This window comes from Tunturiibacter gelidiferens, from assembly GCF_014201335.1.
In the GTDB taxonomy this organism is placed as follows: domain Bacteria; phylum Acidobacteriota; class Terriglobia; order Terriglobales; family Acidobacteriaceae; genus Edaphobacter; species Edaphobacter lichenicola_E.
The window spans coordinates 75252-98290 of the sequence record NZ_JACHEB010000017.1 but is presented as its reverse complement, the minus strand read 5'-3'; the positions used below and the strand labels follow the sequence as shown (position 1 = coordinate 98290).

Genomic DNA, 23039 nt, shown 5'->3' with positions numbered 1-23039 from the left:
CTCGGGCACCTGAAGAAGGAATTGGGATCAACTTGGTTAGAAACGCGAGCCCTTCTTACTCGAAGAGAAGTCCAATGAAGAGATTGCGGACTGCCACAAGGGCTTCGATATGGGAAAAGCGAAATCATTGGTCGGCGCGGGCCATGCTTCTGACGCTTCTTAGACCAACCGAAAGGTACATCTATCGCTACAGGTGATGCGGCGAGGAGTCTGCGCCTGCGCACGTCACACCACATCCGTACCGACTGCGCTTCCCCACAGGCTGCATATACAGACTGAGCGAAACGATTCGCAGAGCGTGGACCGGCACCCGCGCTATGGAAATCGTGGATTGCATTCGATCGACTGACCTATCAGTGTCCCGCCGGGTAAGAAGGCGGCTTTGGTGGGCCCCCAGGAACATTCAAGTAAACGCTTGGTGCATTGGTCAGCGCCGTCTGCAACGAATACGCAGTCAGCCCAGCTCCAGGCGACAAAAACGGCGTCAGCACAGCTACGGCAGACCTCTTCCCGTTGTAGACTGTTGTCAGTAAATCCGTACGTTCGTAGTTCGTGTTATTAGCGGGATTCTGGTTCATCACAACCCTGCCCAACACACGATGTTCCGCCTCCACTCCCATGATCGAGGCAGCCACCTGCGCAAAGTACTCCAAGTCCCGCGCCGTATATGCACCCCCGCTAGCATCGCGCTCAATAACCAGACCACCTCTCGTATCCGACGCCATCTGCGCAAACTCGATCGTGGCCATAAGGTAAGCCGCAATGAAAGTATTCTCCAGGGTATTCAAAACACTTATGAAGGCAGAAAGCGTATCGAACGTTCCCGTCGGAAGATAAAACGTCTGGATCGGATCAGTCGTTGGAGACGTCTTCCCAATCAGAGAACGGAGTAGGTTGGCATGCTGAATCTCTTCGCTCAATGCAGCGCGAAAGTATTCAACGTTGCCCAAGTTACCGGTCGGCTCCACGTGCGTAGCCGTACCGCCAGGTCCCGCAAGATTCGGATCCATAACCACTGGACCCACCAAACCGTTGTAATTACACAAACATGCTACTTTAGGTATGTGCTGTAAGTTATTGATTATACGTATTATAACGTATCTTACGTATAGTGGCGTTGTAGAAGCTCGTTAGAAATGTCATGGTTCCGCCCATTAGGAATGACACTAACGGGATGGGACTGATTTCGATGAGCGAGCGGGACGTGAAGCGGCTACAGATGTTGGCGGAAGTTAGGGCCGGTAAGCGGACGGCGGTTTCGGCGGCGTCGGTGCTGGATCTGGGGGTGCGGCAGACATTCCGCCTCATGTAGCGATATGAGGCAGGCGGCGCTGGTGCGCTGATTCACCAGGCTCGTGGCAGAGCTTCCAATCGCCAGTTGAGCGCCGGCATCCGGGAGTACGCGGTCGAGCTGGTGCGAACGAAGTACGCAGACTTCGGCCCTACTCTCGCGACTGAAATTCTTCAAGAGAAACATTCGATCACCATCGGTCGCGAGACGCTCCGGCGATGGCTCATGGCAGACGGTCTATGGCTGTCGCGCAAGCAGCGGAAGACCTTCCATCAGCCGAGGCTGAGGCGGGAGCGCTTTGGCGAGCTGGTCCAGATTGATGGCAGCGATCACTACCTGCTCCGGTTGATACCTCTTGCCTCGGGACATCTTTGCTCTCCTTGTTCAGTGTCGCTCTTACTCACTGGTACAAATCAAGCCGGGCATTCCAAGAACAGGTCTCCTAGATATCAGGCGCTATAACTCTGACGCGCCCGTCCATGTCAGGCTAGTACGACTTTCGCCGCTCATCAGCCGTTTCGGGCACCGGCATCGGAAAGACAGCACATTGGGGACAATTGAGAGAATGCGCTATGAGACACTCCCGAATCTTTTGAGCATCCGTCTTGTTCGCAGCGTCATATAAAGTTGCTTCAGCCGAGAGTGGAGCTCCGTTTGCGTTGTACCCGACTCCCCTGTCGATGAGGGCCTGCCACTCAGCTCGCAATTTCGCTTGCCGAGCACATGGATTGAGGGATTTTCCCTCCTCCGCTTTCCACATCGCATACGAGGCGCCGCGTTCAGTGCGATCTGCATGCTCCCGTGGTAGCAACTCCAACAACGTCAATTCGTCGCGTTCTATCCGTAGTACATCGGGCTGAGTTTCCATCAACATCTCCAATATCTTTCTGCAATGTTAGTCGTGATAGGGCCATACTATGCGCCTAGCGCGATAGTGAACTACCACTTAAGTAGGGCACACCCATAATAGTTACGGTGTAGCTAGGCCCCTACAACGGGGTCCAAGCTGTCCGCAGACGTAGACCGCACAGCCTAGCAGCAGAACTAAAACAAGTCCAACGAGGCGCTTCGATCGAAGGTTCGCGTTCGATCTTAGCCGCGATCCTACAGCGTATGCAGACCGTCACAAAATTACATATCACGAAGCCATTGCCTGACGTGCAAGCCGCACGTGAAGGACGAAGTCCGTTTCATCAACAAGGTGTTCGATGTCTTCACTATCGCTGCTTAATCCACTACGAAGTAGCCAGACTGCGTCCACCAGAGTTAATGCAACAGTGAGGGTCACACGTCAGAGCGTCAAGTTTACAATCTCCAAACTGCGAACTGGTTTAGTTGGAGCAGACGGTGCCACATCTTCAAAACGCGAAGGGTGGTGACTTTTACCTTTATCCGGGCTTCATTCTGTACAGGGTCGAGAGAGAGGCCTTTTCGGTCATCGAATACCACGATGTGACAGGCACCGCCACATTGCTTCCGTTCCACGAGGAAGATGGTGTCCCTCCCGATTCAAAGGTTATTGGTCTGACATGGACAAGGGCCAACAAAGACGGAAGTCGAGACAAGCGTAACGCCGATAACCACAAGATCCCTATCACGCAATATGGGCTTGTCACTTTGAAGAGCCAAAACGGATTTTGGGAAGAGTTCCACTTTTCTGACCCCCCAAAAACGCTGAACTTCCTGAATGCCTTTAATGCATTTACGGCATCCTTCACATCGACGCGCATGCTGATCAGCTGGTCAGCTGAAAAGACCTAAGCAAATCGAGGCATGAAACCGCCGAATCGGATTGGCAACGGCGTACAACTAAAGTCTTGAACAGCTGCGTTTGGAAACGCAAACGCGACCGCATAATCACTCATAGCAGGGAAATACCAGGAGATTGTCATGAGTGTTTTGAAGAGTTGCTATTTAGGACTCGTACTAGTTGTAATGTATTTCGCCGCAGCCGCACCCACAGCATCAGCACAGGTCGTTGTCAGAGTGGGACACAATCAGCCTCACCACCACTACAGACATCATTACCATCACTACCATCACTACCATCATAGCTAGGAGCAACAACGCCCCATCCTTTGCACAATCTGCATTGGATGGGGTTCCTCTGCGTCGAAGTGAGCATGCGTAACACGCTTCGGTGATTCCTTACCGCACGAGGGTAATCTCAACATGGAGGTGTCCATTGGACACAGCAAGCATTATTCAAGAAATTGATTCACGGATTTCGCGTTTGGAACAGGCTAAAGCGATATTGTCAGGAACCGCAACTAAGAGATCTCCTGGCCGTCCTAGGGGAACGCAGTCTGTTGTCAAGACGGTTGCGGCCGAACCAACCAAGCGTGTAATGAGCGCAGAGGGTAAAGCGCGAATAGCAGCGGCACAGAAACTACGTTGGGCGAAATCGAAAAGGGCAGCTAAGAAGGCAGTGAAGAAGGCAGCTGTGAAGTCGGTTCCTGCTAAGAAAGCACTCCTTAAGAAAGCTGCTCCCGCCAAGTCGTCCGAGATCAAAGCGTAAGCGATCAAGTCTCATAATACTCAAAAGACTCAACTGAAGTTGAACTATCTGCGTCTAAACGAAAGAGGGAATAGAGTATGCCCCCCGGTGAGCAGTGGCCCATAGGGAAATAGAGCACTCTATCGTAGACAATGAGATATTGGCTACTCCGAGATATTGGCTACTCCGAAGATACTGTTGGTTGATGATGACGAAACTATCCGCGACACGCTTGGTGAGATTCTTGAAAATAGTGGCTTTCAAGTCGTCGTTGCTGCGAATGTCAACACTTCAGTCTGGTCTTGGTGGGAGTAATGGCGATAGCAGACGAGGTAGACTCGCAACTCGCTCAGACAATGGCGAGCTACGTTGCAGAGTCAAAGCTTGACGATCCCGGTAATTGCCTAACCCTACGCAGCGAAGGTGAAGATCACGTTTGGTGACAAGCACCAACCCACAGGAAGGAAAACAGGAATGCAACAGTCTGCCACCCGACATGATGAATAACGAAACAACCGTTGCGCCATCATGACACTCATAACCCTGATGAATGCCCCAGCACCCACGAGCATAGTTGCGCTGGATAGGATGCACGGTGGCCTATTCATCTTCTTTGCGGATGGAAAGAGCGCCTTCTACCCAGACGCGATGCTCTACTCACTATTGTTTTTGGCCGACCCCATTTCTGAACAGAAGGATGAGGGATCACCAACCACCCAAATCTAGCCCTTTAGATCGGACCAATTGTTCCGCTCTATTTCAGACTTGCGTTGGAGGATTACTTGCCGAAGGCGCTCCTGCTCATGTCTCATAGCGGCGTAATCATCGGGAGCGGTTGTTGACTCATCTGACTCGTTAATCTTGTTCTCCAACGCGTCTGTATCCTGTTCAGACGAGTGAATTTGATCCATCGATTCAATGTGATTTGGATCAGCCATGGTGATTCTCCAGTAGGCTTGCGACTTTAGGAGGTCTTGGTGTTACTAGGGGGCCTCTTTACAACCATTGATTCGCCACACGCCTTGCACTTCCTATCCCTTTTGTTCTCGGCAGTGTCTTCTACTCTCTCAGACTTTCCACACTTCACGCACGTAAGCACGATTTGGGTCATGGTTTCACCCTGCTCTTCGGATACTCCTGCGCCTCAGCCCAACCCCGGCCAAGCCCCACTCTTGGTGTCTTCAGCAGGGTTTACTACGAAAGTCGTTTGTCCACGTAAGTAGCTCCTAACGTTAATTCTCAATTTCGCTTTTCGCTGATGTGGTCGGCAGCGGAAGGCGCTCACTTTGGAGTGTGGATTCCATTCGGTTTGGACTGGCCGTCCGCCATCTCAACCCATTGGAGCACCTTATCCGGGTACGGAATTCACACTAGCTTTCATTGTGTGCGGACTGGCGCACACATCTCGATAACCTTTGCTACCAGTCTCGCGGGATTTGACGGTGACATATCGTCCGCACCTGAGCGCGCGCGTTCCCAGTTCGGTTCTGAAGCTCTCAGAACTTCGAGCACTTGAACATCGCTCGCTTGCTGGTGAGCTAATAACACAAGCTTTTTCATATATTCCGTACTCAATGTGTGGCACAGAACGACAAGGTCGAAGCAACCTGCTTTGAGAATCTCTATCGCTCCAGATGGTCGTGCCGTGATGACTCCTGCATTGCATTTGCGCAGTAAGCAGACCTTGTGTATAAAAGCTTCTCATCCTGTCCAATGGCGAGAATCGTACGCATAGCTTCCCTCTGGAGGGAGCCAAGGCTGAGGCGGAATGCCCACGCATGTACGGTAGGCTGTGGGAAAACACTACGCTCATGAGGGTGATGCGTCTAGTGCAAGACATAACTCTGTTGTCCTCAACACATTTGCCCGTATTACCAGCGCTTTCAATTCTGCTGAACTTCCAAATAATTGTTGAGATGATCTCTGACGACCCCGTAGCATTCGCACGACCGTGCCTCTAGCCCGCTACGGTCGGTAATAGTGACCTTACCTCTGGAGTATTCAATAAGATTCTCGCTTTGCAATTGCGCGGCTGCCGAGCTGACCGTAGACCGATTGGTGCCCAGCATATCCCCGAGGTATTGATGGGTTAGTTGGAGAACAGTGGACTCCGACCGATCAGCGCACAATAGCAGCCACCGCGAAAGACGTTGAGCGACTACATGATGGGCGATACAACCTACCGACTGACATGCCTGGATCAGCAACGCCTGCTGGTAACGAAGGACAACATCATGGAAACGGCCAAAGCGAGAGTACTCTGCCACTGCCAATTCAGTTCGGCAGGAGAAGCCATGACCACCCATCTGCATGTACACCTTATTGAGGCTGAGCTTCGTTCCAATCAGAGCTGAGCCACCCATGACGGACTCATAACCGAATAGTCCGACTTCGACCTGAAAGCTGTCCTCGAAGGTGGTGGTCATCGAGCCGATGCCTTCCTCGATGAAGATCACGTTGTCGATGGCTTGACCCGGGTTCTCAATCTCCTGACCAATTGGCAGTTTCAGCGGCCTGAGTTGAAGTCGGGAGATTATTTCGGGGTCAAGTGCGCCTAGTAATTTGTTCTTGAAAACCGAAGGATTCATGTAGCACCCCTGCGAGGACTCTAGCAGGTATGTCGCATAGGCAACATATTCAGCCGGGGCTCATTTAGTTACCTTGTTCGCCGAGACAATGTTGCCGTCATGGCGGCAATCTTTTCTTCTCCTCGTCGGATTTCACCGGGCCCTTGAGGTTTTCATGACGCTTCTTCGTAATTCCCCACTTGCCTCTGCAGCGGTAGCGCTTTGCTGCCGCACCAATAGCATCAACGCGTTTCAACCTACATTCGAACCGGAACTGCGCAAAACGGCACCGGACAACTCGAATCAGAAAAAGAGTCAGACACAAACTGCCGATAATCAGGCGAATGCCCAGTCTGACCGGATGACGGCTGCCAAGATTCGCAAGGCGATCATTGCCGATAAGACTCTTTCAACTTATGCCCACAATATCAAGATCAATTCTCTAGCTCAGTTACCTCGAATCCCATATTGTGCAGTTCCGTGACGTGCTTGAAGCAGGCGTATACGACGCTATCTGTCCCGGCAGCAATTACCTTGAAGTGAGCGGGGTTCCCGCATTCAGCTGCAAGGAGAGCGCCAGCGTTTCTAGGGTCCCTGTCGGACTGGTCGTTCGGAAGCCCCGTTTCTTTGTTGATGGAGCATACTCTCGGTTCATTCATGGGAGTGATGTTAGCCTCCTGACCTTTGGACTAGCGGGCTTTGACCATGGTTCAGAGAGGGTACCAGAAGCTGGTGGTTTCTTGCTTATTGTGTTGAGCAAGCCCCAAAGGGTCTTAGTCTTTCCTAGGGTCGGGAAGGCTGAGGCTTCCGCGTATTCGCCTGTAAGGACAGGTCTATGGGCGATGTCTTAGAGTCAATCGATTGGCTCTGCGTTCTTTAGTAATCTCGCCCACAAAATGCCGCCATTTGAAATCACCACTCATCCTTTTTGCCTCTCATCCGGAATCGACCTGCTCACGGACTCCATCATCGCATTTCATGTATCGTTTTTTGCAACAGCACCGGCAATGTCGTCGTCGAGCCGCTGAAGGTTCTCTCGCTGTACGGTGCCGATGCGCTCAAGAACTTCGCCGGCGTTCAGCTTGGGTTGAGACTCTCAGCCACGGGCTTGCTAGCCCGTGGCGCTTTATCGACAAACTTCAATGTGTCAGATCGCACCCGGAAGCGGGCGAGGTTTGTTCCAGGCAGATTGAGGTTAACTTCCTTTCCATTGGAACTGACGTGAGTGACCACCCGCATAGATTCAGAGCGCTCCGGAATTACTTTATCTCCCACCTGGGGTATCGACGATGATTCTGGCCGGGGGGACGATTGACGGGATTTGGCCATGATCAGCGAGCGTATTAGAATCTATTCCTGAGACTCCGCCCAACCACGCTGCCAGGCTTCACTCTTGGTGTCATCATTCTGCCCACCTTCTCCCCGCGTGCGAACTCCGCTGGGGAATAGACGTGGTACATAGCGGCGACATACTCGCTGTGCCTATCTTTCTACTGTGCCCCCTGCAGAACGGATATCTCATCCACTACGTCGGAGAGACCGGAGTCAGTTTTGGCGCAAGGCTACGCCAGAAGCGCGAGTGATCCAGATCGGTAGTGTTCATGCGGGTTTGACCAAGATTCCCGCGTCCGCAATCTCAGCGGCGTTCTCTGGTTCGCCGGTTTCCACGTCTGAAATACTTGAAGAGAAGATCGTGATTCTCCCTTCCAGTTTGTCCATCTTGTCGTTTAGAGCTTGAATCAAGACTTCCGATTCATCCTCGTTTGCGACCACTTCCAACGCGATCTAACAACATTTATGACCCGAGCATGCGCACTTTCGCACTTTCCGGCATTTGAGTGCAGCGTCGACTTGCAGGAGGAGATGTCCTCATCTTCAACTCTTCTTGGTATTGCACTACCTCTTCTTAAGAAGAGTGTGCGAAATGGGGGATAAGTCGACTTTGTCAATAGCTATTTAGTTTTATTATATTATTTTTAATTCATAACTATCGGTGCGTCAAATAGCACTTCAGGTACGTAATTAAGCTCAGGTGGTCACGCGCAGAGCTATAAGTCCTCCGTTTACCGGGGTCCGTGGCCGCTGGTTGCTTTGAGAAACCCTCTGTGTTAAGTTGTTTCAATATGGCTCGACACTGTAAGGCTCTATTGTTTAGCTATTACCTGCTTGATTAGGCTCAGAATGTACTCTAGTTCTGAATCGCTCGTGACCTTAATTTCGTAATCGCGGTTTCCATAGTGCCCGACGTTCGCTACGCTCTTAGCGATGCCCTTCGCGCCGTTGATCGAGCCGAATGGGGCATTAAGCCACAGTTTCAACGAACTCCAGCCAAGCCAAAGGACGAGTGGAGCGCGTGAATCGAACACCGCAGGACCGCTTGGTGAAGGAGCTACGTCTAGCTGACATCAGCGACATAGAAGCAGCCAATGACCTCCTGTCTGCGTTTATGCAACGCTTCAATGAGCGCTTCGCTGTCCCGCCGACGAATGATGGCGATCTCCATCGCCCGGTTCCCAACACGGCAAGGCGACTGGAGGACATCCTCTGTCACCAGGAGAAGCGGCATATTGGAGCGCAGCTCACATTCCACTACGACAGGAAGCAGGTCATTCTTGAGAAGACCGAAGTGGCAAAGGGACTAGCCGGAGAGTACGTCGACGTGTTCGACTTCGCGGACAGGCCTCTTGAAGTCCGGTGGAATGGGCACATCCTTCCCTACCACATCTGCAGCAAGGACCAGCGTGTCAGCCACATCGCAATCGCGGAGAACAAGCGTCTCGGCCACGCGCTCGCACTCGTTAAGGCTCAACAGGCCGTCCGCTTCGAAGCCAAAGTGAAAACCAACAGCGACAAGGGCGGATACCCTCGCGACTGAAACCCTTAAGGAGAAGCATTCGATCACCATCGGACGTGAGACGCTTCGTCGATGGCTGATGGCAGACGGTCTATGGCTTTCGCGCAAGCAAAGGAAGACTTTCCACCAGCCACGATTGAGGCGTGAACACTTTGGTGAGCTGGTCCAGATCGACGGCAGCGATCACCGCTGGTTCCCTACCGCGTCTTCAGTAAAGATCAGAGGACAGTCACACAGCGATCGTCGAGAACAAGCGCCTGGGCCACGCTCTTGCCGTTATCAAGGCACAGCGAGACACGTACTTTCCGCCGAAGGTGAAGACCAACAGTCAGAAGGGCGGCTATCAAAAACGAGTTCGAAAGGTCTATGGGCCGAAACACATCGAGAAGGTACCCCTATCCGAAACGTTCGAAAATAAGCGCCTCGGAAAGGCGCTCGCCATAGCCAAAGTAATGCAAGATCTCACACCTCTACCGAGTTGTGCACACGAACAGTCAGAAGCTCGGATACCAGAAGCGAGTTCGGCAGATCTACGGCCAGGACTACGTGGCGCAAAAATCCCTGTGAGAGGGGGTGCTACGTGCGCCAGTTGGTGAGGTCCTATTCAGTTCTGTCATGTTAAGTCCTTGGGTGGATTCTTGACCGATGAATCAGGTCGAAACTTTGTCAGGCAACTAATCGCGCACTATCTGCGGCGGTCTGGGCGAAAAGCTTCCCGGTCCGGCTTTAGGGTCGAGTCTTTGAGCATGTAGACAATCTCCTGGCCTACGTGTGATTCAAATGCGGTTCGGCCTAAAGAACAACAGCCCTGCTGCTCTCAACCTTCCGAGACAGCACGGCTTTTCTGTTGTTTATGGCGTCATCTCGAGTGGGAATACTACTGTTGATTCTTGATATCGTTTTCGAGCAAGTCTACGTTCTCTAAGAACATTCGCTCGACGGCACGCAGTGCAAACCGAACGTCATTACGCAATTTGGATTTGCGAACCTCCGGAATTCGGGCGTGAGCCTCATTGGCGTCAATCCTGGCAGACTCGGATTTCTGTCTCAAGAGTTCGACTGAAGAGTGCATGCACGGAACCTCTGGATATGTGACGCTCTCTATCAAGAATAGATAGCAGAAGACAATATAAGACATCAAAGGAAAGGAAAATGAGGGCGTCGGGGCGGCCGAAGAAATCCACTCGCACGTTGTAGCGACTGATGGTGGTTGAACCAGGTTGTCATCCTAAGTATTTGTTAGTGATAATCTAGTACTTCGACATTCGATTGTCAGGTATTTCTCTCCCTATCCAACTGACCAGTCCATTGAAGCCCCGTTTTTTCTATCTAGAGGGCGAGAAGAATGTACAGATAACTCATTAACCACGAGGAGGACTCCATGTCCACAAGAGACTATTCCGTCGCTCCTGTGCTCCGCTTGCACGGACTTAGCAAATACCGGCAGATATCCGACATCTCCGCGCGCAGAAGACTAAGGTACCAAGATCAGACCGACGTAGACCCCCCGCCTAAGCTTGCCGCCGACGCCGCATCTTACGAACTGGATGATAGATCGGAACCTTCAGTGTCGAGCTTCTGATTAAGTGTTTCTCAAACATGAGAAGACGACATTCGTCTCATAACTGCAACACCCGCAGCGGACGCCGTGGCGGAGGTTCTCTCCGCCACGGATGCTTACCGATCTTGTATTGCTTTCAACCAACACCAATCCTTACCGTGGGGGCGCCAAGGACCAATGGGCTAGCCACGTGACAAAGCTATCTCGAAACACAGGTTGCTCTCCAGCCCCCCGGCGATCGATGATTTCAGCAATCGAATTTGCAATAGTCAAGGTTCCCGGTGCGCGCGACGGCCAGGGGTGGAGTTGTTCGGGCTGCGCAAAGATGGCAGTGAGTCTTGCCTGGTGTAATCGAATATCCAAGATCGAAGCATTTCTGATGAGAGTCAATGAGTTAGGCAGAGGGTTTTCACACCACATCAGACACAAGATAGCCTTGAATCGCCGGATGCGAAACTTGATCACTGTCGAACAACTTCAAATGTCTTTGCCCATTTTGGGCATTTAACGTTAACCTATTCCCGTCCTCCGCAGCAAATTTCCTTGCTCGCATAGATTTCTTTTGCATCGAATGTGTAGGATTTCTTTTGCACCGAACGCGTAGGAATGAGGATTGCAATGTCGGCTAAGATACCGTTGACGATCATTGAAACTAAACTTCTCGACGAAGACACGATCGGCGTGTCCTATTCGGATCTCACTACCGTTGTGTACACTGCCGACCAGCTGAAGGAGCTTATCCCATTAGCGGTGTTTGAAAAAACTAAATTAGGAAAAAATCTTAGAATTAACTAGTAGACTTCTGCAGCTCAAGCCTTCACCATTAACAATTCACACCCTGCTTTTAGCGGCATCTAACCACGTCAACTACGTTCTTACTTGCTCAAGAAGCGCGTATGACTCAATTCCGCCAGATCCGTATTCTAGGCAGATTGTTAACAGGGCCACGCTGAGTCTTCTCTTATTCGGTCTCCTCTGTTGCGCACACAAAGCAATCCACGTAGCCGCAACTCTTACGCTCGAGAGGACAGCGGAATCCTATTGTGGTCCCATCGGCCTCGCCGATCACTCTCACCGAGGATTGTCAGACTTCCCTAATTCAACAACAAGCCAATGGTACGTCAACCGCATCTGCTGATCTCGAATACGGCGACGTGCTCATCTACGACGAGCCGGGGCGATGCGGCGGAATCGATAGTCATCACCTTGACTTGCGTGTAGTGAAGAATTGCGGAGCCGCGCTTTTATACAGGTTTATACAGGCATGGCGGAGGACAGGACCTGTCCGTCTCTCTGCTTCCACCCCTGCCAGTTCTGGCCGCCTTGGAGGAAATTCCAAATGGACGTTACTGGGTTCTAAGCGCTCTCTTTTCACCGCGCAGGATGCCGCCGCACGCAAGGCACATCTCTGGCGCACTTCTTGCAGGTCACCACATAGTGGGTGGGCTTAAGCCTTCCTTGGTTGCAGAAATGCATGCTCATGCATGGGATTGTATAGCGAACAACAGCGAAGATAAATTAGGGAGATGGGCGCGCCGGCACAACCATCGTAGATGAATTTGGCGGTGAGTCATCTTTCGGACAAACCGTAAGAACGAATAAAGAGATGAGCACCGATATAGATAGACAGGGTCGACCCTCGAAAGGCATCTGTCAGCCGCTGTGATTAGTGTGACCGATTAGCGCAAGACATAAGCGACGCCGAAGTTGTAGACAATCGGGGTAAGTCCATTTGGCGGAAAATTGGGCCACCTCTCAAACTCGACATCGAATGCACGAACGTTGATATGACGCGATACTTTGAAGTCCAGTCCGCCACCAAGAGCAAACTGCCCGTGAGTAGAAGTAGAAGCCGACGGGAAATAGCCTTGCTGAAATCCGAAGCGGCCGATACCAAAAAGTGCCTTGGCGTATGGATGGAAACGCTTGTAGTGCCAGCTGTACCGCGGTCCTAGAAGGTAGGAATTTTCGCTGATGTCGGCCGGAGTGATAAGTGCAAAATGTATATCACCTTCAATCCCGACGTTATGGAAAAAATCGAAGTCGCCGTATATCGAGAAGCCCTTCTGATTTTTACTATAGTCAGAGTTGATGAATGTTCCAGCGGCACCGATCTGTATCTGACTTGTACTGGTGGCTGTTGGGACTGCTTGAGCATGCGACCACGTTGCCAGACTGAGGACACAGGCGATACAGCAGATGAAAGTATGCCGCTTCAACAGGGAGCCTCCTAAAGAATTGGTTATGCCTAAGCTGTTCTGAGGCGCTATAACCCTGGGCAGCGGAAGAGGGTGGCCAGCCTCAAACCCTGTTCTTATCCTTAGCTCTGTCTCGATTTCATCATGAGTCCAACCTTGCTCCACCCGATCCAAAGCAGTCTTATATGGAAAGGTTCCGGTAACCAATCGTTTCTGAACTTTTGGCCAATCCAGTCCAGGCTCTTCAACTCGTTTAGCTTTTGTTTGGAAGCCGGTATTCAACTCAGCAATGTATTCGGCTGTGACGCTCTTGTGTTGTGCCATTTGATAAAATCTCCAGCTATCAGACTGTGAGCAGCGGAAATGAGGGTTGTAGGGATAGGGAATGATCCCTAGTCCTTGGGCAAAGACCTCTTTCTTGTCTCTGCCGGGTTTGTGCCATCGTCTGTGAAAACACCAGCCGACTTCATCGTCTTCCTATAGATAATCCCCGTTGTCTTGCAGGTCGGGGAATCGGGCCTACGCAATGTATTCGTTTACAGTGGGGTGGATGTAACCTCCCTAACATTCTGAAGATTTACCGGCTTAAATTCCGACCAGCGAGCGATGCTGTCCGCTTGGGCCAGACAAAGTGTTAGTCTTCGGCAAAAATTTGCCCAAAGATTTTGCATGAAGAAGAAGCTTTTCTGTGGGAGAGGATTGTTACCGTATCGCATCGGTAAAGCTGGAAGTGCCAGCATGGACAATAACGTGGATAGTACTGCGAAGCGTAACTACTGCGTTCGATAACCTTTCATTCAACTCCGGTAATCCAGAGCCATATAAAGTCCAATACGTGAGGGGAGACTAGCACACTACTTACATATGTTCTACCTATCGGTTGCAGAAATAACGTAGTTGTAGCTACTGTCGCCTATGAACAGGTAAATATCGGCAGTCCATCGCTCTCAGCATCTGGGACCTCTTATTTGTAGACAATATACCTATGACCTGTTTGGGGCGGGTCATGCCGGGCCTCAATAAATTAATTTAAATTGCCTGTGTCGGCTAGCTTACATAAGCATATACTGGCCGTAGTTCGGCTGAGGCATTCTTAGAGTGCTGAGTGGAGATGTGATGGCCTTTATCAAGATTCTGCTGGTTGATGACGATGAACTTGCACGCCTAACCATGGACGCACTGCTGAAAGATCGCGGATTCGCTGTAACAAATGTCTCAAGTGTTTCTGAGGCTTTGAGGCTCATAAGCTCAGAAACGTATGACGTGCTTCTCAGCGACCTGCACATGCCGGGAGCAGGAGATGGGCTTACCGTCGTGAGTGCGATGCGCCACGCGAATCCAAGAGCTATCACCATGTTGTTGAGTGCCTTTCCGGAGATGGACGCCGCCGCCCAAGCCATCTTGTTACAGGCCGATCAGATCATGGTGAAGCCTATGGATGTCACGGCGATAGTTGCGGCCATCGAGCAAAGATTGGCAACCGGCACTCCTGCCGTTCGCACTGTGGAGACTGTGGCAGCAATTATCGAACGCTCAACCGAAATAGCTATTCAAGAATGGTTTGAGCTTGTCGAAACCGACGATATTGTGATGGCAGTCCCGCTAAGCCGCGAACAGCGTTGCGCTCATCTTCCCCAGGTATTTCGCGATCTGACAGCGCGCCTCGTATCTTCCAGACCGATTGGCCGCAGGGAGATGTTATCGCCAGCAGCCACTCAGCACGGCATCGCACGGCGCAAGCAAGGTTATACGGCTGCAATGATGGTAGAAGAGTCGCGCATGTTACAAATCACGATCTTTGATACATTGCAAAGAAATCTAGCCAGTATCGATTTCAGTGTGGTGTTAGTAGGGGTGATGAGCATTGCGGATGAGATCGATTCACAACTCAGCCAAGCGATGAAGGCCTATATCGCAGAGTCGGTTAGTGATTCGTTGCCTGCTTGAGTATAGACTTCTTGATCACGCCTGTAGGCATCAGCGGTCAAAATCCGTCCCAGGATTTCTAGTTACGAGCCAGTGTTTCTATTAGTTAAGGGCGCTGCTTTTAATAAAAGCTATTTCTATCAGTAATAAACAACAACAATTAAACCACTGAAATCCATGTCCCAGATGATTCGGGCCGTTTCCGTGACCCAAACGGGGGGTACTTATCACAAAGTAACTATGTCATTGTGAGTGAGTACTTAACCGTGTTGCTGATGAAAGTTGGCATCCAGCAGAGCAGGTCGGGAGCGTCTCACCATGAATCATGGTACATATTTCATCTTTTCCATTCCAACCATTTCAATTGTCGCCATCGGGATTTATCAAGTTGTCGATGAACTTAGGACAAAAAAATTCATCCTTGAACGCCGGGCTAAAATGTCTGCCGATCAGCCTTCAGCAGAATTCCAAAGCCGCCGGTATTCCGATGCAGTACCGCCGGGGACTCTTCGCAATCCCGAAACATCAACTTCTGATCCCAATACTGAAGTATTGGCGCAGCGAGCTCACAAGGTTTAGCGCTCTCTTGTCCATGGACGGCCTAACGAATCCACAAGGATGGCTGACAGACGACCACTGCTGCGGATGCAGCAGCGGAAACTCATCCTCTAGACGTTTGAGGAGTATTTGATGATGCGTACTCTCCAGAACGTATCTTGCATAACTTTCCTGCCTAGTCTTGCAACTGCGAAACTTTAAGTGCTGGCGCTCTTCAGCAACACATCTAATTGAGCCCAGAGTTCACTGAAATTAGTTTTTCGGTGCATGACAATCCAGTCGGATTGACCTTTTGGTTCGGCGATAAAGCTGTCCAGGCTTCATTGCAGCGCACACTTCGGCTGGGCGCGCTCAGGATTCTCAACGTATCAGTCAACCACTTGTTGTTTGCTCTTCCATCCACTCTGCTAATTGGGGTAAACCCCACATTGACACTGGTGGCGACTTCAGAATTCTGGTTAATGGTGCTGGTACGTCGATCATTCCGAGAGTGAAATCGGAGGCGGAACTCTTCAAGATTTTGTCATGTCGCTTCGACCGCAAGAGGAGTTCAGGGTTCCAGACCAGCCGCGCCGCGTAGCTCGGGCTGCGTTTCCGAAAGGGTGTGTATGCCTGCGCTTGGGAGATGCGCGGGGCCGCATGTACCAGGATAAACAGTTTGCCGCTTTGTTTCCCCGTCGGGGTCAACCGGCTGAGGCTCTCCTGGGCGCTTGACCTTGGTTACAGTGCTGTAGTTCATGGAAGCGCTTTCGGATTGTCAGGCAGCGGGTGCGGATTGACTGGAAATACGCGCATGGCCTGGAACTGACTGACTCCGGCTTTGACCATACCGTGCTGAGCGAATTTCGCATGCACGAGAACTCTTCCAGAAAGCAATTGCAAGCGGATCGAAGGAGACAACCCGCCTATTCATTTACAGGTAGTACGCCACCTACGCTTCACCCGGCTGTGTCACTCGCGAGTTCCACCATGCTATTCCTGCTCTCAATTCTGACCCTGCTTTCTGTCGCTTTGGTTATCCATCAAAAGTCCGGATTTAACCTCGCTGTGGCAGGAAAGAAAAAAAGAGGGTCGGTGGCTCCCCACGATCTTCAGGTCTATGTCCTGCGAACGAAAGCGACTATTGATCGACGGGCGAAAGCGTACACCGCACAGCTCTATTCCGAGACATGTAATCACGGCGCGTTGAACATCGCGATGACCTGCCCATACTGTAGTTACAGGGGTTCAACGAGAACGAGGAAAGTAACCGAAAAAAGAGGAATTAGCAGCGGAAAGGCGACCGCCGCAATCCTCTCCGGTGGATCTACCTTACTGGTAGTTGGATTGTCTCGGATGCAACAATCTACAGAAGCTTGGTGCGGAAGCTGCCGCAACGTGTGGGTCTTCTAGGAAATCAACATCCGAGATTAGGAGGCCCGTTTGTGGCCTCAATGATGCCGCCAGACCGAAGGTCGCCGCTACTAAAAGTGATCTAGGGTTTCGCTCTCCCCGGTGATATTTTGGCCCTGGGGCAAACCCATGAAGGTAGAAAAACTTTGTAGGCCGATCTAGTTGAACAGTGAGGTCCCCATCCCGGGTTCTATCCCCTCCGCACGGCTTCCGCGGAAGCACAGTTGGTAATGTTCCCAAGGCTTGAAAACTCGAACATAGAATCCCCATAGGAAACGGTACTGGATGCAAACTCAATCCTATCCATCTATCTCTCAGAACAAACATCTAAACGGTTGGCGAGCTGCATGTTCCAAAAACCCAATCCCAAACTCAGCCCGTTCTTTCATGCGTAACCCCTGGTCCTCTTCCCGATCATTTTGGGAGAGGGCCAGGGATTACAGCAGGTTTTTAGTCCAAGTCAGCAGTGGTAGGTGCCCCTTTCTTGAAGTCACTTGGTGAACGGACGGTCTTCTCACCGGGGTAGGGCCGCATAAAACCGGTGGACTGATACCAGTTCAAGTGATTGACCGTGTCCGGATCTTCGGCATCGGGCTTGGTTAGCTTCCCAGCGAAGATTTGAGCTTTCTTTTTCATCCAAGCTGCCCTTAGCGCCTTGACCGAGGTGCTGTCCGTTATATTGCTCGCTGTACTCGTTGTAACGCCCTGGTTCAGCGGAACCTGGTTCGGCTCGTGAGTCCAGGGTTTGAAGTTCTCGGGCGAAGCCTGGCCTTCAACAAAGGCAGTCCTCATTGGTGACGCCACGAGGTCGAACTGGTTCATGGGCGGCAGGCCTAGGATTTGCTCGATAGTGCGGGTCATGTTGACCTGCGTGTAGTAGGTGTGATCGGTGGGACCATTCTGTATCGTGTAAGGGCTAATGACGTAACCGGGGCTGCGGTGGCCGTCGACGTGATCCACGCCGTTCTGCGCGTCGTCCTCTTCGACAAAGATCGCTGACGACTCCCACACCTTGCTGTGGCTAACGTAGTCAACAATGCGTCCGACTGCCAGATCGTTATCGGCCTGTTCAGCATCAGCAGTTGGCGGACCACCGGTGTGGTCGCACATGACCCAGAGAATGCTTAGCGCTGGTACAGTACCGGCAGCCTCGTCCTTCTTGAAGTCTTGCAGCCACACGTCTACGCGAAACTGATCGGGAATGCCCAGATCAAAGAGTGGGAAGTTTGTGACCAGATGGTCCGCTACAGCCGGAAGGGAGGAGTACGCCTGGATCGAGTTGCCGTAGTACAGCGTTTTCTCGAGTCCAGCTTCGAATTTTTGTGAGTCAGCGTAGAACTGGGTCCAGCTTGGTTCGCTGGTTGATCCATTCGGCTGCTTGTATGTATCGTTCTCGACGTACTCACCGAAGATCTTTACAGGCAAACCTTTGGCCGCTGCTTCGGAGAACAGGAAGCCCTTGTTCTGGTATGCAAGTGCATCGCCGGCGCCGCCGCCCGGATAGCTGCGGACCCAGTCCGGTGATTGAATATCGTCAGAGTAAGGCGCCATGCCCTCGGTAATCCACTGATGACCATCGGCCGACTGCCGACTGGGGTCATAGAAGTTATCGAAGAGCGGGAAGCGCTTCACCAGTGCATGCACGTTCGGCGTATCTTTGCCGCCAAATACTGCCAGCGTATGATCGCCATCGCCTGCGGCTACGTCACCCAGAATCTGATCATAAGTGCGGTTCTCACGGATAATCAGGAAGACGTGCTTGATGAGCGAAGGATCGCCGATCTTGTTCGGGATAGCCTTTGGCGTGGCATCCTGGCTGCCACCAGAAGCTGCCTTGATGTTTTCGGTCAGATCCCAGTGGTTGTTCTCGAAGACCTTCTTCGTCATCGTCTCCAGTTTCTGATCATTCGGTACGGGAACGATGCTGACGGTACCGTTGTCCTGGTGAGTGTTGTAGTCGGTAACTCCAAAGTCGGTCTCGAACGAATTGCGAGCACCGATGCCCTTGTCATTAGCAACAACGAGCACCTTCTGCGCTTCGTCCAGTACCACGGAACTTGGCGCATAAGCTACTGGAATCATTCCCATGACGGGATTGACGCCGCGGGCAAGGTTGATCACTCCGATCGCATTGGCATTGTAGAGCGCAACATACGCAATGCCGTTCTTAGCATCGACCGCGATCGAGTTCGGAGCGGCTCCATAGATCGAGTCCTTTCTACCGGGCAGTTTGATTGGTAGCCCGAGATCGATCGTGCGGTCCACTTGATTGGTGTCCATATCGATAACCGAAATGGTGTCGCTATAGGTATTGGAGACCAGCAGGTTATTTCCATAAAACGCCATTCCAGTCGGGTGCAGACCGGTTTGGATCGTAGCGCTCACCTTCATCTTCTTCAGATTGACCACGGAAACAGTACCAGTAATTGAAGCACCCACCTGCGGGTCAGCGACAACTTCGGTACCGGCCGAGTAAATCTGAAAGTCACCGTCGGTAGCGGCCCGTCCGCCCTCGTTACTGATGTAGGCGGTGCTTCCGTCGCTTGAGATCACGATGCTGTGCGGAGCGTTGCCGACGCGGATCTGTTCACCCTGCGTTGGGGTCGCTGCGGTCAGGTCGATCTTGGTGAGAGTATTGTTCTGGTTCAGCAAGGCATAAGCGGTCTTGCTGTCCAGGGAGACTGCGACCCCTCCAGGATAGGAGGTCCCGGCAGTCCAGAACGTACCGCACGGAACTCCATCGCCAGCAGGGCTGTTCGCAAAGCAGTCGATGAAGGAACTGTTCGCTGGCACTTTAACTTGGGCGTTGTCCTCCAGCAGACCTTCTTTAGAAACATTGGCAATCGTAACGTTGCTGCTGTCCTGGCTGAAAACGAGATACTTGCCGTCTGGCGAATATGTAATGCCACTGTAGCTGCCGCTAGAATCACGTCCGAATGGAATATAGTTCTGCAGCACATCGCCGGTTTTGATGTCGATGACTTCAACAGCCTGTGATGCTCCCATGGTGAGCACGGCAGCGGTATGATTCTTCTTATTCGGATTCAACGCGATTGCTTTCGCGCGGACCCTAATGCCGAGATCGACTTGCTTCCCGGCCGGCGTGACTATCTGGCCACTGCTTACCACCCACGATCCATTCGATTGCGGACCAGTGGAGTAAGTCGGAAACTGTTGGGATTGACCAAAGAGCGTTGAGGCGCTCAGCACTGACGCTACCAGACCGGCGAGCGGACGCAGGTCGAACCGAGAACTGGTTGTGGGGGAGTTTCGAGACGTCTTTCGGGGCATATACCGTTCTTCTCCTAGAGCTTTCATCACGTAACCAGAATCGGCGCCTGTGACGTTTGGGGTTGTAAGTAGAATCAGCAGCCAGCTGCACACTGCCGTTACGAATCATGCAGCGGACCTCTGAACTGTGTATAGAAGCCAAGGTAGAAGGGAGTGCCGCACAGCAGCATGACGGCGAGATTACAGATCTGTAATCTTGCCCAGCGCTGGCCAGTCAACGCGCGACTCAGTTAGCAATCTCATTTCAGCCCTATCGCTATTCCGCAATCTCCAAAGCAGATAGGTAGAGTAAAAGCTCGCAGACATTGAGTTGATGATGTGCTTCGGAAGAATCGACGATAACAACTCATGGACCCCTAAAGAACATCGAGGACGTGTTTTGATACAGCCTTAACAGCGATGTCATGCAACTCCAGGGAATTTCCGATAGTACAAAACTCGTCACTTGATCTATTCCTGCAAAGCCAGGACTGGTAAGACGCCCGCCGTCGCACACACGGGCGCTCAGCCTGATTGATAACGTCGGTCGAAACGCTTGAAATAATTTGCAACCGTCCTAACGGTGAAAAGCAAGATTCTCTTCTATCAGCACCAACCAACCCGTACCGGAGAAACCACTCTGATCAAAATTACCGTTTTGCGACAGTCCATTTGAACCCGCTATATGGCAGGTATGTGCAGCGTCACGCATGTGCCATGACCGGGTTCACTGGCAATGTCCACGCGGCCTCCGTGGAGCACGGAGATGCTTTGTACAATCGACAGCCCGAGGCCGATGCCTCCCGACGCCTGAGACCGTGATTTATCGACGCGATAAAAGCGATCGAATACCTTCGGCAGTGCGTCTTGGGGAATGCCCTCCCCAGTGTCGGAGACTTCGATGCGGATAGTTGTAGCGTCTGCATCAGTTCTCAGTTCTACCGCGCCGCCCGGAGGAGTATGAGCGACTGCATTTGCAATTAGATTTCCCAGGGCCCGCTGTATGAGTGTGCGATCGAGCTTGGCAAATATCGGTCCGTCAGTTGAAACCGTGGTGAGCGTAATGCCGCTCTCCACAGCTGAAGCTTCGTAATATTCCCGCATTCCGCCAAGCAGTTCGCCAACATCAACCGACACACGATGCGGATGGGCCAACGGGCTTTCAGCGCGGGCTAGGAACAGGAGGGCGCCGATGAGGTCGGACAAACGCACCGCCTCTTCCAGGCAGGACTCAACCACATCGCGGTACTCATCGACCGTTCGGGCCCGAGCCAGAGCCACCTCCGCCTCGCCGCGAATGTTATTTACCGGCGTACGCAAGTCATGGGCGATATCGCCGGAAAATCTCGAAATCCGTTCGAAGGACTCTTCCAAACGATCCAGCATTTTATTGAAGGTGTCAGCCAGTGAAGCCAACTCTACGGGGTACCCTTCCGCTAGAATGCGCTCGCGCAAATTGGTAGAGCTAATATGCCGGGCCGTAGTCGCCATCGCTTCCACGGGACCAATGCCACGGCGCGCGATCTGGTATCCCGCCACCGGGAAGATCACAAACGCGCCCAACATAATTGCTCCAAACCAACGTTGATAGTGTGCCAGCAATACTTCTTCCTGGGAGACATCTACCGCTATCTGGATGGTGTCCATATGAGCCGGGGATAAACTCACGGGAACTTCTACACTCGTTACGCGAAAAGCCTGTCCTCCCAGCCCTTTCATAGCAATGGCGTGGTCCGAGCGCTTATGGGCAAGCAGAATGAACTGCGGTAGGTCCAGTTCTTCCGCCATTTTCGGTGTCGCCATCAACTGATTTTCTTTTTCGTCTAGCAAGCGAATATAAAACTGTTCATAGCGCCGCGCCGCTGATTCCAGTTCGACCTCTTCCCGAAGCGCGTCTACGTCGTTTGGCCGGTCCCTCAGCATTGTGCGAAGCACATTGATCTTATCCGCAATGAACAAGTCAGTGCTTCGCTCCAGTTCTGAGACCAGCACAACATACAGACTCGCGGTAGCAAAGAACACTGTGAGCAGGCCTGAGATCGCATACCCCGCCGTCAACCGGAAGGCCAGAGTGCCCCACCACCGTCCAGTTAACGAGAGATCTTTAGTCACATTCCATGACATAGCCCGCACCCCGTATGGTATGGATTAGCTTCAGCGGAAATGGTTCATCCACTTTCGCGCGCAGCCGCCTAACGTTCACGTCCACCACATTCGTGTCGCTGTCGAAATTCATATCCCAGACTGCTTCTGCTATCAAAGTACGGGACAGTACCTCGCCTGACCTCCGGGCCAGCAATGTCAGGAGAAGGAACTCCTTGGAAGTCAAATCCAACCGCTGCCCGGCTCTTGTCGCGCGCTGGCGTAAAAGATCGATTTCAAGGTCTGCCATGCGGATGTTTTCCTGAGTCCGAACCGGCCCGCGGCGCAGCAGAGAGCGTACGCGCGCAAGCAATTCTGAGAAGGCAAACGGCTTTACCAGATAATCGTCGGCGCCGAGTTCCAATCCATGCACGCGCTCCCGTATCGAGTCTCGTGCGGTCAACAACAGGACAAGGGACCGTCGGTTCCACTCACGCAGTTGGACAAGTACCTGCCATCCATCCAGGCTGGGCAGCATGACATCCAGAATGACCAGATCGAAGTGAACTTCCTCAGCTAAGTGCAGACCTTCAAGGCCATCTCTGGCCACATCGACTACGAAGCCCGCTTCATTGAGCCCTTTCTTGAGGAACTTGGCCGTTTTGACCTCATCTTCGACAACCAGAATTTTCATAGGCAATGGCTTTAGACCAGTAGAACTCGACGTATCTCGCTGCCATAACAGCGAAGGGCTTTAGAGATGAACAGAAGCAAATGAGTCTTTCTCTATCAGCCAACCAATACTGTCTTTTCTCAGAAGCGTTGACCGCGAAGAGAACCATA

At 52.0% G+C, this 23039-nt stretch carries 16 protein-coding genes and 2 pseudogenes; 10 read left to right on the top strand and 8 right to left on the bottom strand.

Annotation, left to right across the window (positions count from 1 at the left end; all coding sequences use genetic code 11):
- Window positions 1-353: 353 nt before the first annotated feature.
- Window positions 354-1010, bottom strand: a complete 657-nt coding sequence (locus HDF14_RS25230) for a ferritin-like domain-containing protein (RefSeq protein WP_183981527.1) — start codon at window positions 1008-1010, stop codon at window positions 354-356.
- 164 nt (window positions 1011-1174) lie between these two features.
- On the opposite strand from HDF14_RS25230, the gene HDF14_RS25225 reads away from it, so the two are divergent.
- Window positions 1175-1312, top strand: coding sequence for a hypothetical protein (locus HDF14_RS25225; protein ID WP_260698584.1), 138 nt, complete (start codon window positions 1175-1177; stop codon window positions 1310-1312).
- A 216-nt stretch (window positions 1313-1528) separates the two neighbouring features.
- Here the strand turns inward: HDF14_RS25225 and HDF14_RS27020 are convergent, their stop codons facing one another.
- Complete coding sequence (locus HDF14_RS27020; protein ID WP_260698583.1) at window positions 1529-1660, bottom strand: hypothetical protein; 132 nt, start codon at window positions 1658-1660, stop codon at window positions 1529-1531.
- 118 nt (window positions 1661-1778) lie between these two features.
- The gene (locus tag HDF14_RS25220) at window positions 1779-2159 is read right to left on the bottom strand and encodes a hypothetical protein (RefSeq protein WP_183981525.1); all 381 of its coding nucleotides are present in this window, start codon (window positions 2157-2159) and stop codon (window positions 1779-1781) included.
- Window positions 2160-2638: 479 nt separating this feature from the next.
- Between HDF14_RS25220 and HDF14_RS25215 the strand changes: the two genes are divergently transcribed.
- From HDF14_RS25215 to HDF14_RS25205, 3 genes are all read left to right on the top strand, one after another.
- Window positions 2639-3052, top strand: coding sequence for a hypothetical protein (locus tag HDF14_RS25215; protein WP_183981524.1), 414 nt, complete (start codon window positions 2639-2641; stop codon window positions 3050-3052).
- Window positions 3053-3476: 424 nt separating this feature from the next.
- Complete coding sequence (locus HDF14_RS25210; protein ID WP_183981523.1) at window positions 3477-3809, top strand: hypothetical protein; 333 nt, start codon at window positions 3477-3479, stop codon at window positions 3807-3809.
- 507 nt (window positions 3810-4316) lie between these two features.
- Entirely contained in the window at window positions 4317-4514 is a 198-nt protein-coding gene (locus tag HDF14_RS25205; protein ID WP_183981522.1) for a hypothetical protein, read from the top strand.
- A 1157-nt stretch (window positions 4515-5671) separates the two neighbouring features.
- Here HDF14_RS25205 and HDF14_RS25200 read toward each other — a convergent pair.
- The gene (locus tag HDF14_RS25200) at window positions 5672-6376 is read right to left on the bottom strand and encodes a Crp/Fnr family transcriptional regulator (protein ID WP_183981521.1); all 705 of its coding nucleotides are present in this window, start codon (window positions 6374-6376) and stop codon (window positions 5672-5674) included.
- Window positions 6377-6530: 154 nt separating this feature from the next.
- Here HDF14_RS25200 and HDF14_RS25195 point away from each other — a divergent pair, with 154 nt between their 5' ends.
- The 3 genes and pseudogenes from HDF14_RS25195 to HDF14_RS27015 form a co-directional block, all read left to right on the top strand.
- Window positions 6531-6839 (top strand): hypothetical protein, encoded by a 309-nt coding sequence (locus tag HDF14_RS25195; RefSeq protein WP_183981520.1) that lies wholly within the window; start codon window positions 6531-6533, stop codon window positions 6837-6839.
- A 1869-nt stretch (window positions 6840-8708) separates the two neighbouring features.
- On the top strand, window positions 8709-9230 hold the full coding sequence (locus HDF14_RS25190) for a hypothetical protein (RefSeq protein ID WP_183981519.1): 522 nt from the start codon (window positions 8709-8711) through the stop codon (window positions 9228-9230).
- Window positions 9217-9405, top strand: a pseudogene (locus tag HDF14_RS27015) (ISNCY family transposase); the annotation flags it as partial. The gene HDF14_RS25190 and the pseudogene HDF14_RS27015, both read left to right, overlap by 14 nt.
- Before the next feature lie 3044 nt (window positions 9406-12449).
- Here HDF14_RS27015 and HDF14_RS25185 read toward each other — a convergent pair.
- Complete coding sequence (locus HDF14_RS25185) at window positions 12450-13292, bottom strand: outer membrane beta-barrel protein (RefSeq protein ID WP_183981518.1); 843 nt, start codon at window positions 13290-13292, stop codon at window positions 12450-12452.
- A 792-nt stretch (window positions 13293-14084) separates the two neighbouring features.
- Here HDF14_RS25185 and HDF14_RS25180 point away from each other — a divergent pair.
- From HDF14_RS25180 to HDF14_RS27010, 3 genes and pseudogenes are all read left to right on the top strand, one after another.
- Window positions 14085-14915 carry a response regulator gene (locus HDF14_RS25180; protein WP_183981517.1) on the top strand — a complete coding sequence of 277 codons (831 nt, stop codon included), beginning with the start codon at window positions 14085-14087 and terminating at the stop codon, window positions 14913-14915.
- A 297-nt stretch (window positions 14916-15212) separates the two neighbouring features.
- Entirely contained in the window at window positions 15213-15473 is a 261-nt protein-coding gene (locus HDF14_RS25175) for a hypothetical protein (protein ID WP_183981516.1), read from the top strand.
- A 504-nt stretch (window positions 15474-15977) separates the two neighbouring features.
- A pseudogene (locus HDF14_RS27010) lies at window positions 15978-16301 on the top strand (transposase); the annotation flags it as partial.
- A 993-nt stretch (window positions 16302-17294) separates the two neighbouring features.
- On the opposite strand, the gene HDF14_RS25170 reads toward HDF14_RS27010, so the two are convergent.
- The 3 genes from HDF14_RS25170 to HDF14_RS25160 all read right to left on the bottom strand — a co-directional run bounded on the left by HDF14_RS25170 (window position 17295) and on the right by HDF14_RS25160 (window position 22890).
- Window positions 17295-20135 (bottom strand): bifunctional YncE family protein/alkaline phosphatase family protein, encoded by a 2841-nt coding sequence (locus tag HDF14_RS25170; protein WP_183981515.1) that lies wholly within the window; start codon window positions 20133-20135, stop codon window positions 17295-17297.
- Between the two features lie 660 nt (window positions 20136-20795).
- Window positions 20796-22238, bottom strand: a complete 1443-nt coding sequence (locus HDF14_RS25165) for a heavy metal sensor histidine kinase (protein WP_183981514.1) — start codon at window positions 22236-22238, stop codon at window positions 20796-20798.
- A complete protein-coding gene (locus HDF14_RS25160) occupies window positions 22219-22890 on the bottom strand; it encodes a heavy metal response regulator transcription factor (RefSeq protein WP_183981513.1) in 672 nt (223 codons plus the stop codon). The genes HDF14_RS25165 and HDF14_RS25160 overlap by 20 nt, the downstream gene beginning before the upstream one ends.
- Window positions 22891-23039 lie beyond the last annotated feature (149 nt).

Excerpts from the sequence above, each read along its gene's own strand:
- HDF14_RS25230 (WP_183981527.1), bottom strand. The coding sequence starts at position 1,010 with ATGGATCCGAATCTTGCGGGACCTGGCGGTACGGCTACGCACGTGGAG.
- HDF14_RS25225 (WP_260698584.1), top strand. The coding sequence starts at position 1,175 with ATGGGACTGATTTCGATGAGCGAGCGGGACGTGAAGCGGCTACAGATG.
- HDF14_RS27020 (WP_260698583.1), bottom strand. The coding sequence starts at position 1,660 with ATGTCCCGAGGCAAGAGGTATCAACCGGAGCAGGTAGTGATCGCTGCC.
- HDF14_RS25220 (WP_183981525.1), bottom strand. The coding sequence starts at position 2,159 with ATGGAAACTCAGCCCGATGTACTACGGATAGAACGCGACGAATTGACG.
- HDF14_RS25205 (WP_183981522.1), top strand. The coding sequence starts at position 4,317 with ATGACACTCATAACCCTGATGAATGCCCCAGCACCCACGAGCATAGTT.
- HDF14_RS25200 (WP_183981521.1), bottom strand. The coding sequence starts at position 6,376 with ATGAATCCTTCGGTTTTCAAGAACAAATTACTAGGCGCACTTGACCCC.
- HDF14_RS25195 (WP_183981520.1), top strand. The coding sequence starts at position 6,531 with ATGACGCTTCTTCGTAATTCCCCACTTGCCTCTGCAGCGGTAGCGCTT.
- HDF14_RS25185 (WP_183981518.1), bottom strand. The coding sequence starts at position 13,292 with ATGGCACAACACAAGAGCGTCACAGCCGAATACATTGCTGAGTTGAAT.
- HDF14_RS25180 (WP_183981517.1), top strand. The coding sequence starts at position 14,085 with ATGGCCTTTATCAAGATTCTGCTGGTTGATGACGATGAACTTGCACGC.
- HDF14_RS25175 (WP_183981516.1), top strand. The coding sequence starts at position 15,213 with ATGAATCATGGTACATATTTCATCTTTTCCATTCCAACCATTTCAATT.
- HDF14_RS25170 (WP_183981515.1), bottom strand. The coding sequence starts at position 20,135 with ATGCCCCGAAAGACGTCTCGAAACTCCCCCACAACCAGTTCTCGGTTC.
- HDF14_RS25165 (WP_183981514.1), bottom strand. The coding sequence starts at position 22,238 with ATGTCATGGAATGTGACTAAAGATCTCTCGTTAACTGGACGGTGGTGG.
- HDF14_RS25160 (WP_183981513.1), bottom strand. The coding sequence starts at position 22,890 with ATGAAAATTCTGGTTGTCGAAGATGAGGTCAAAACGGCCAAGTTCCTC.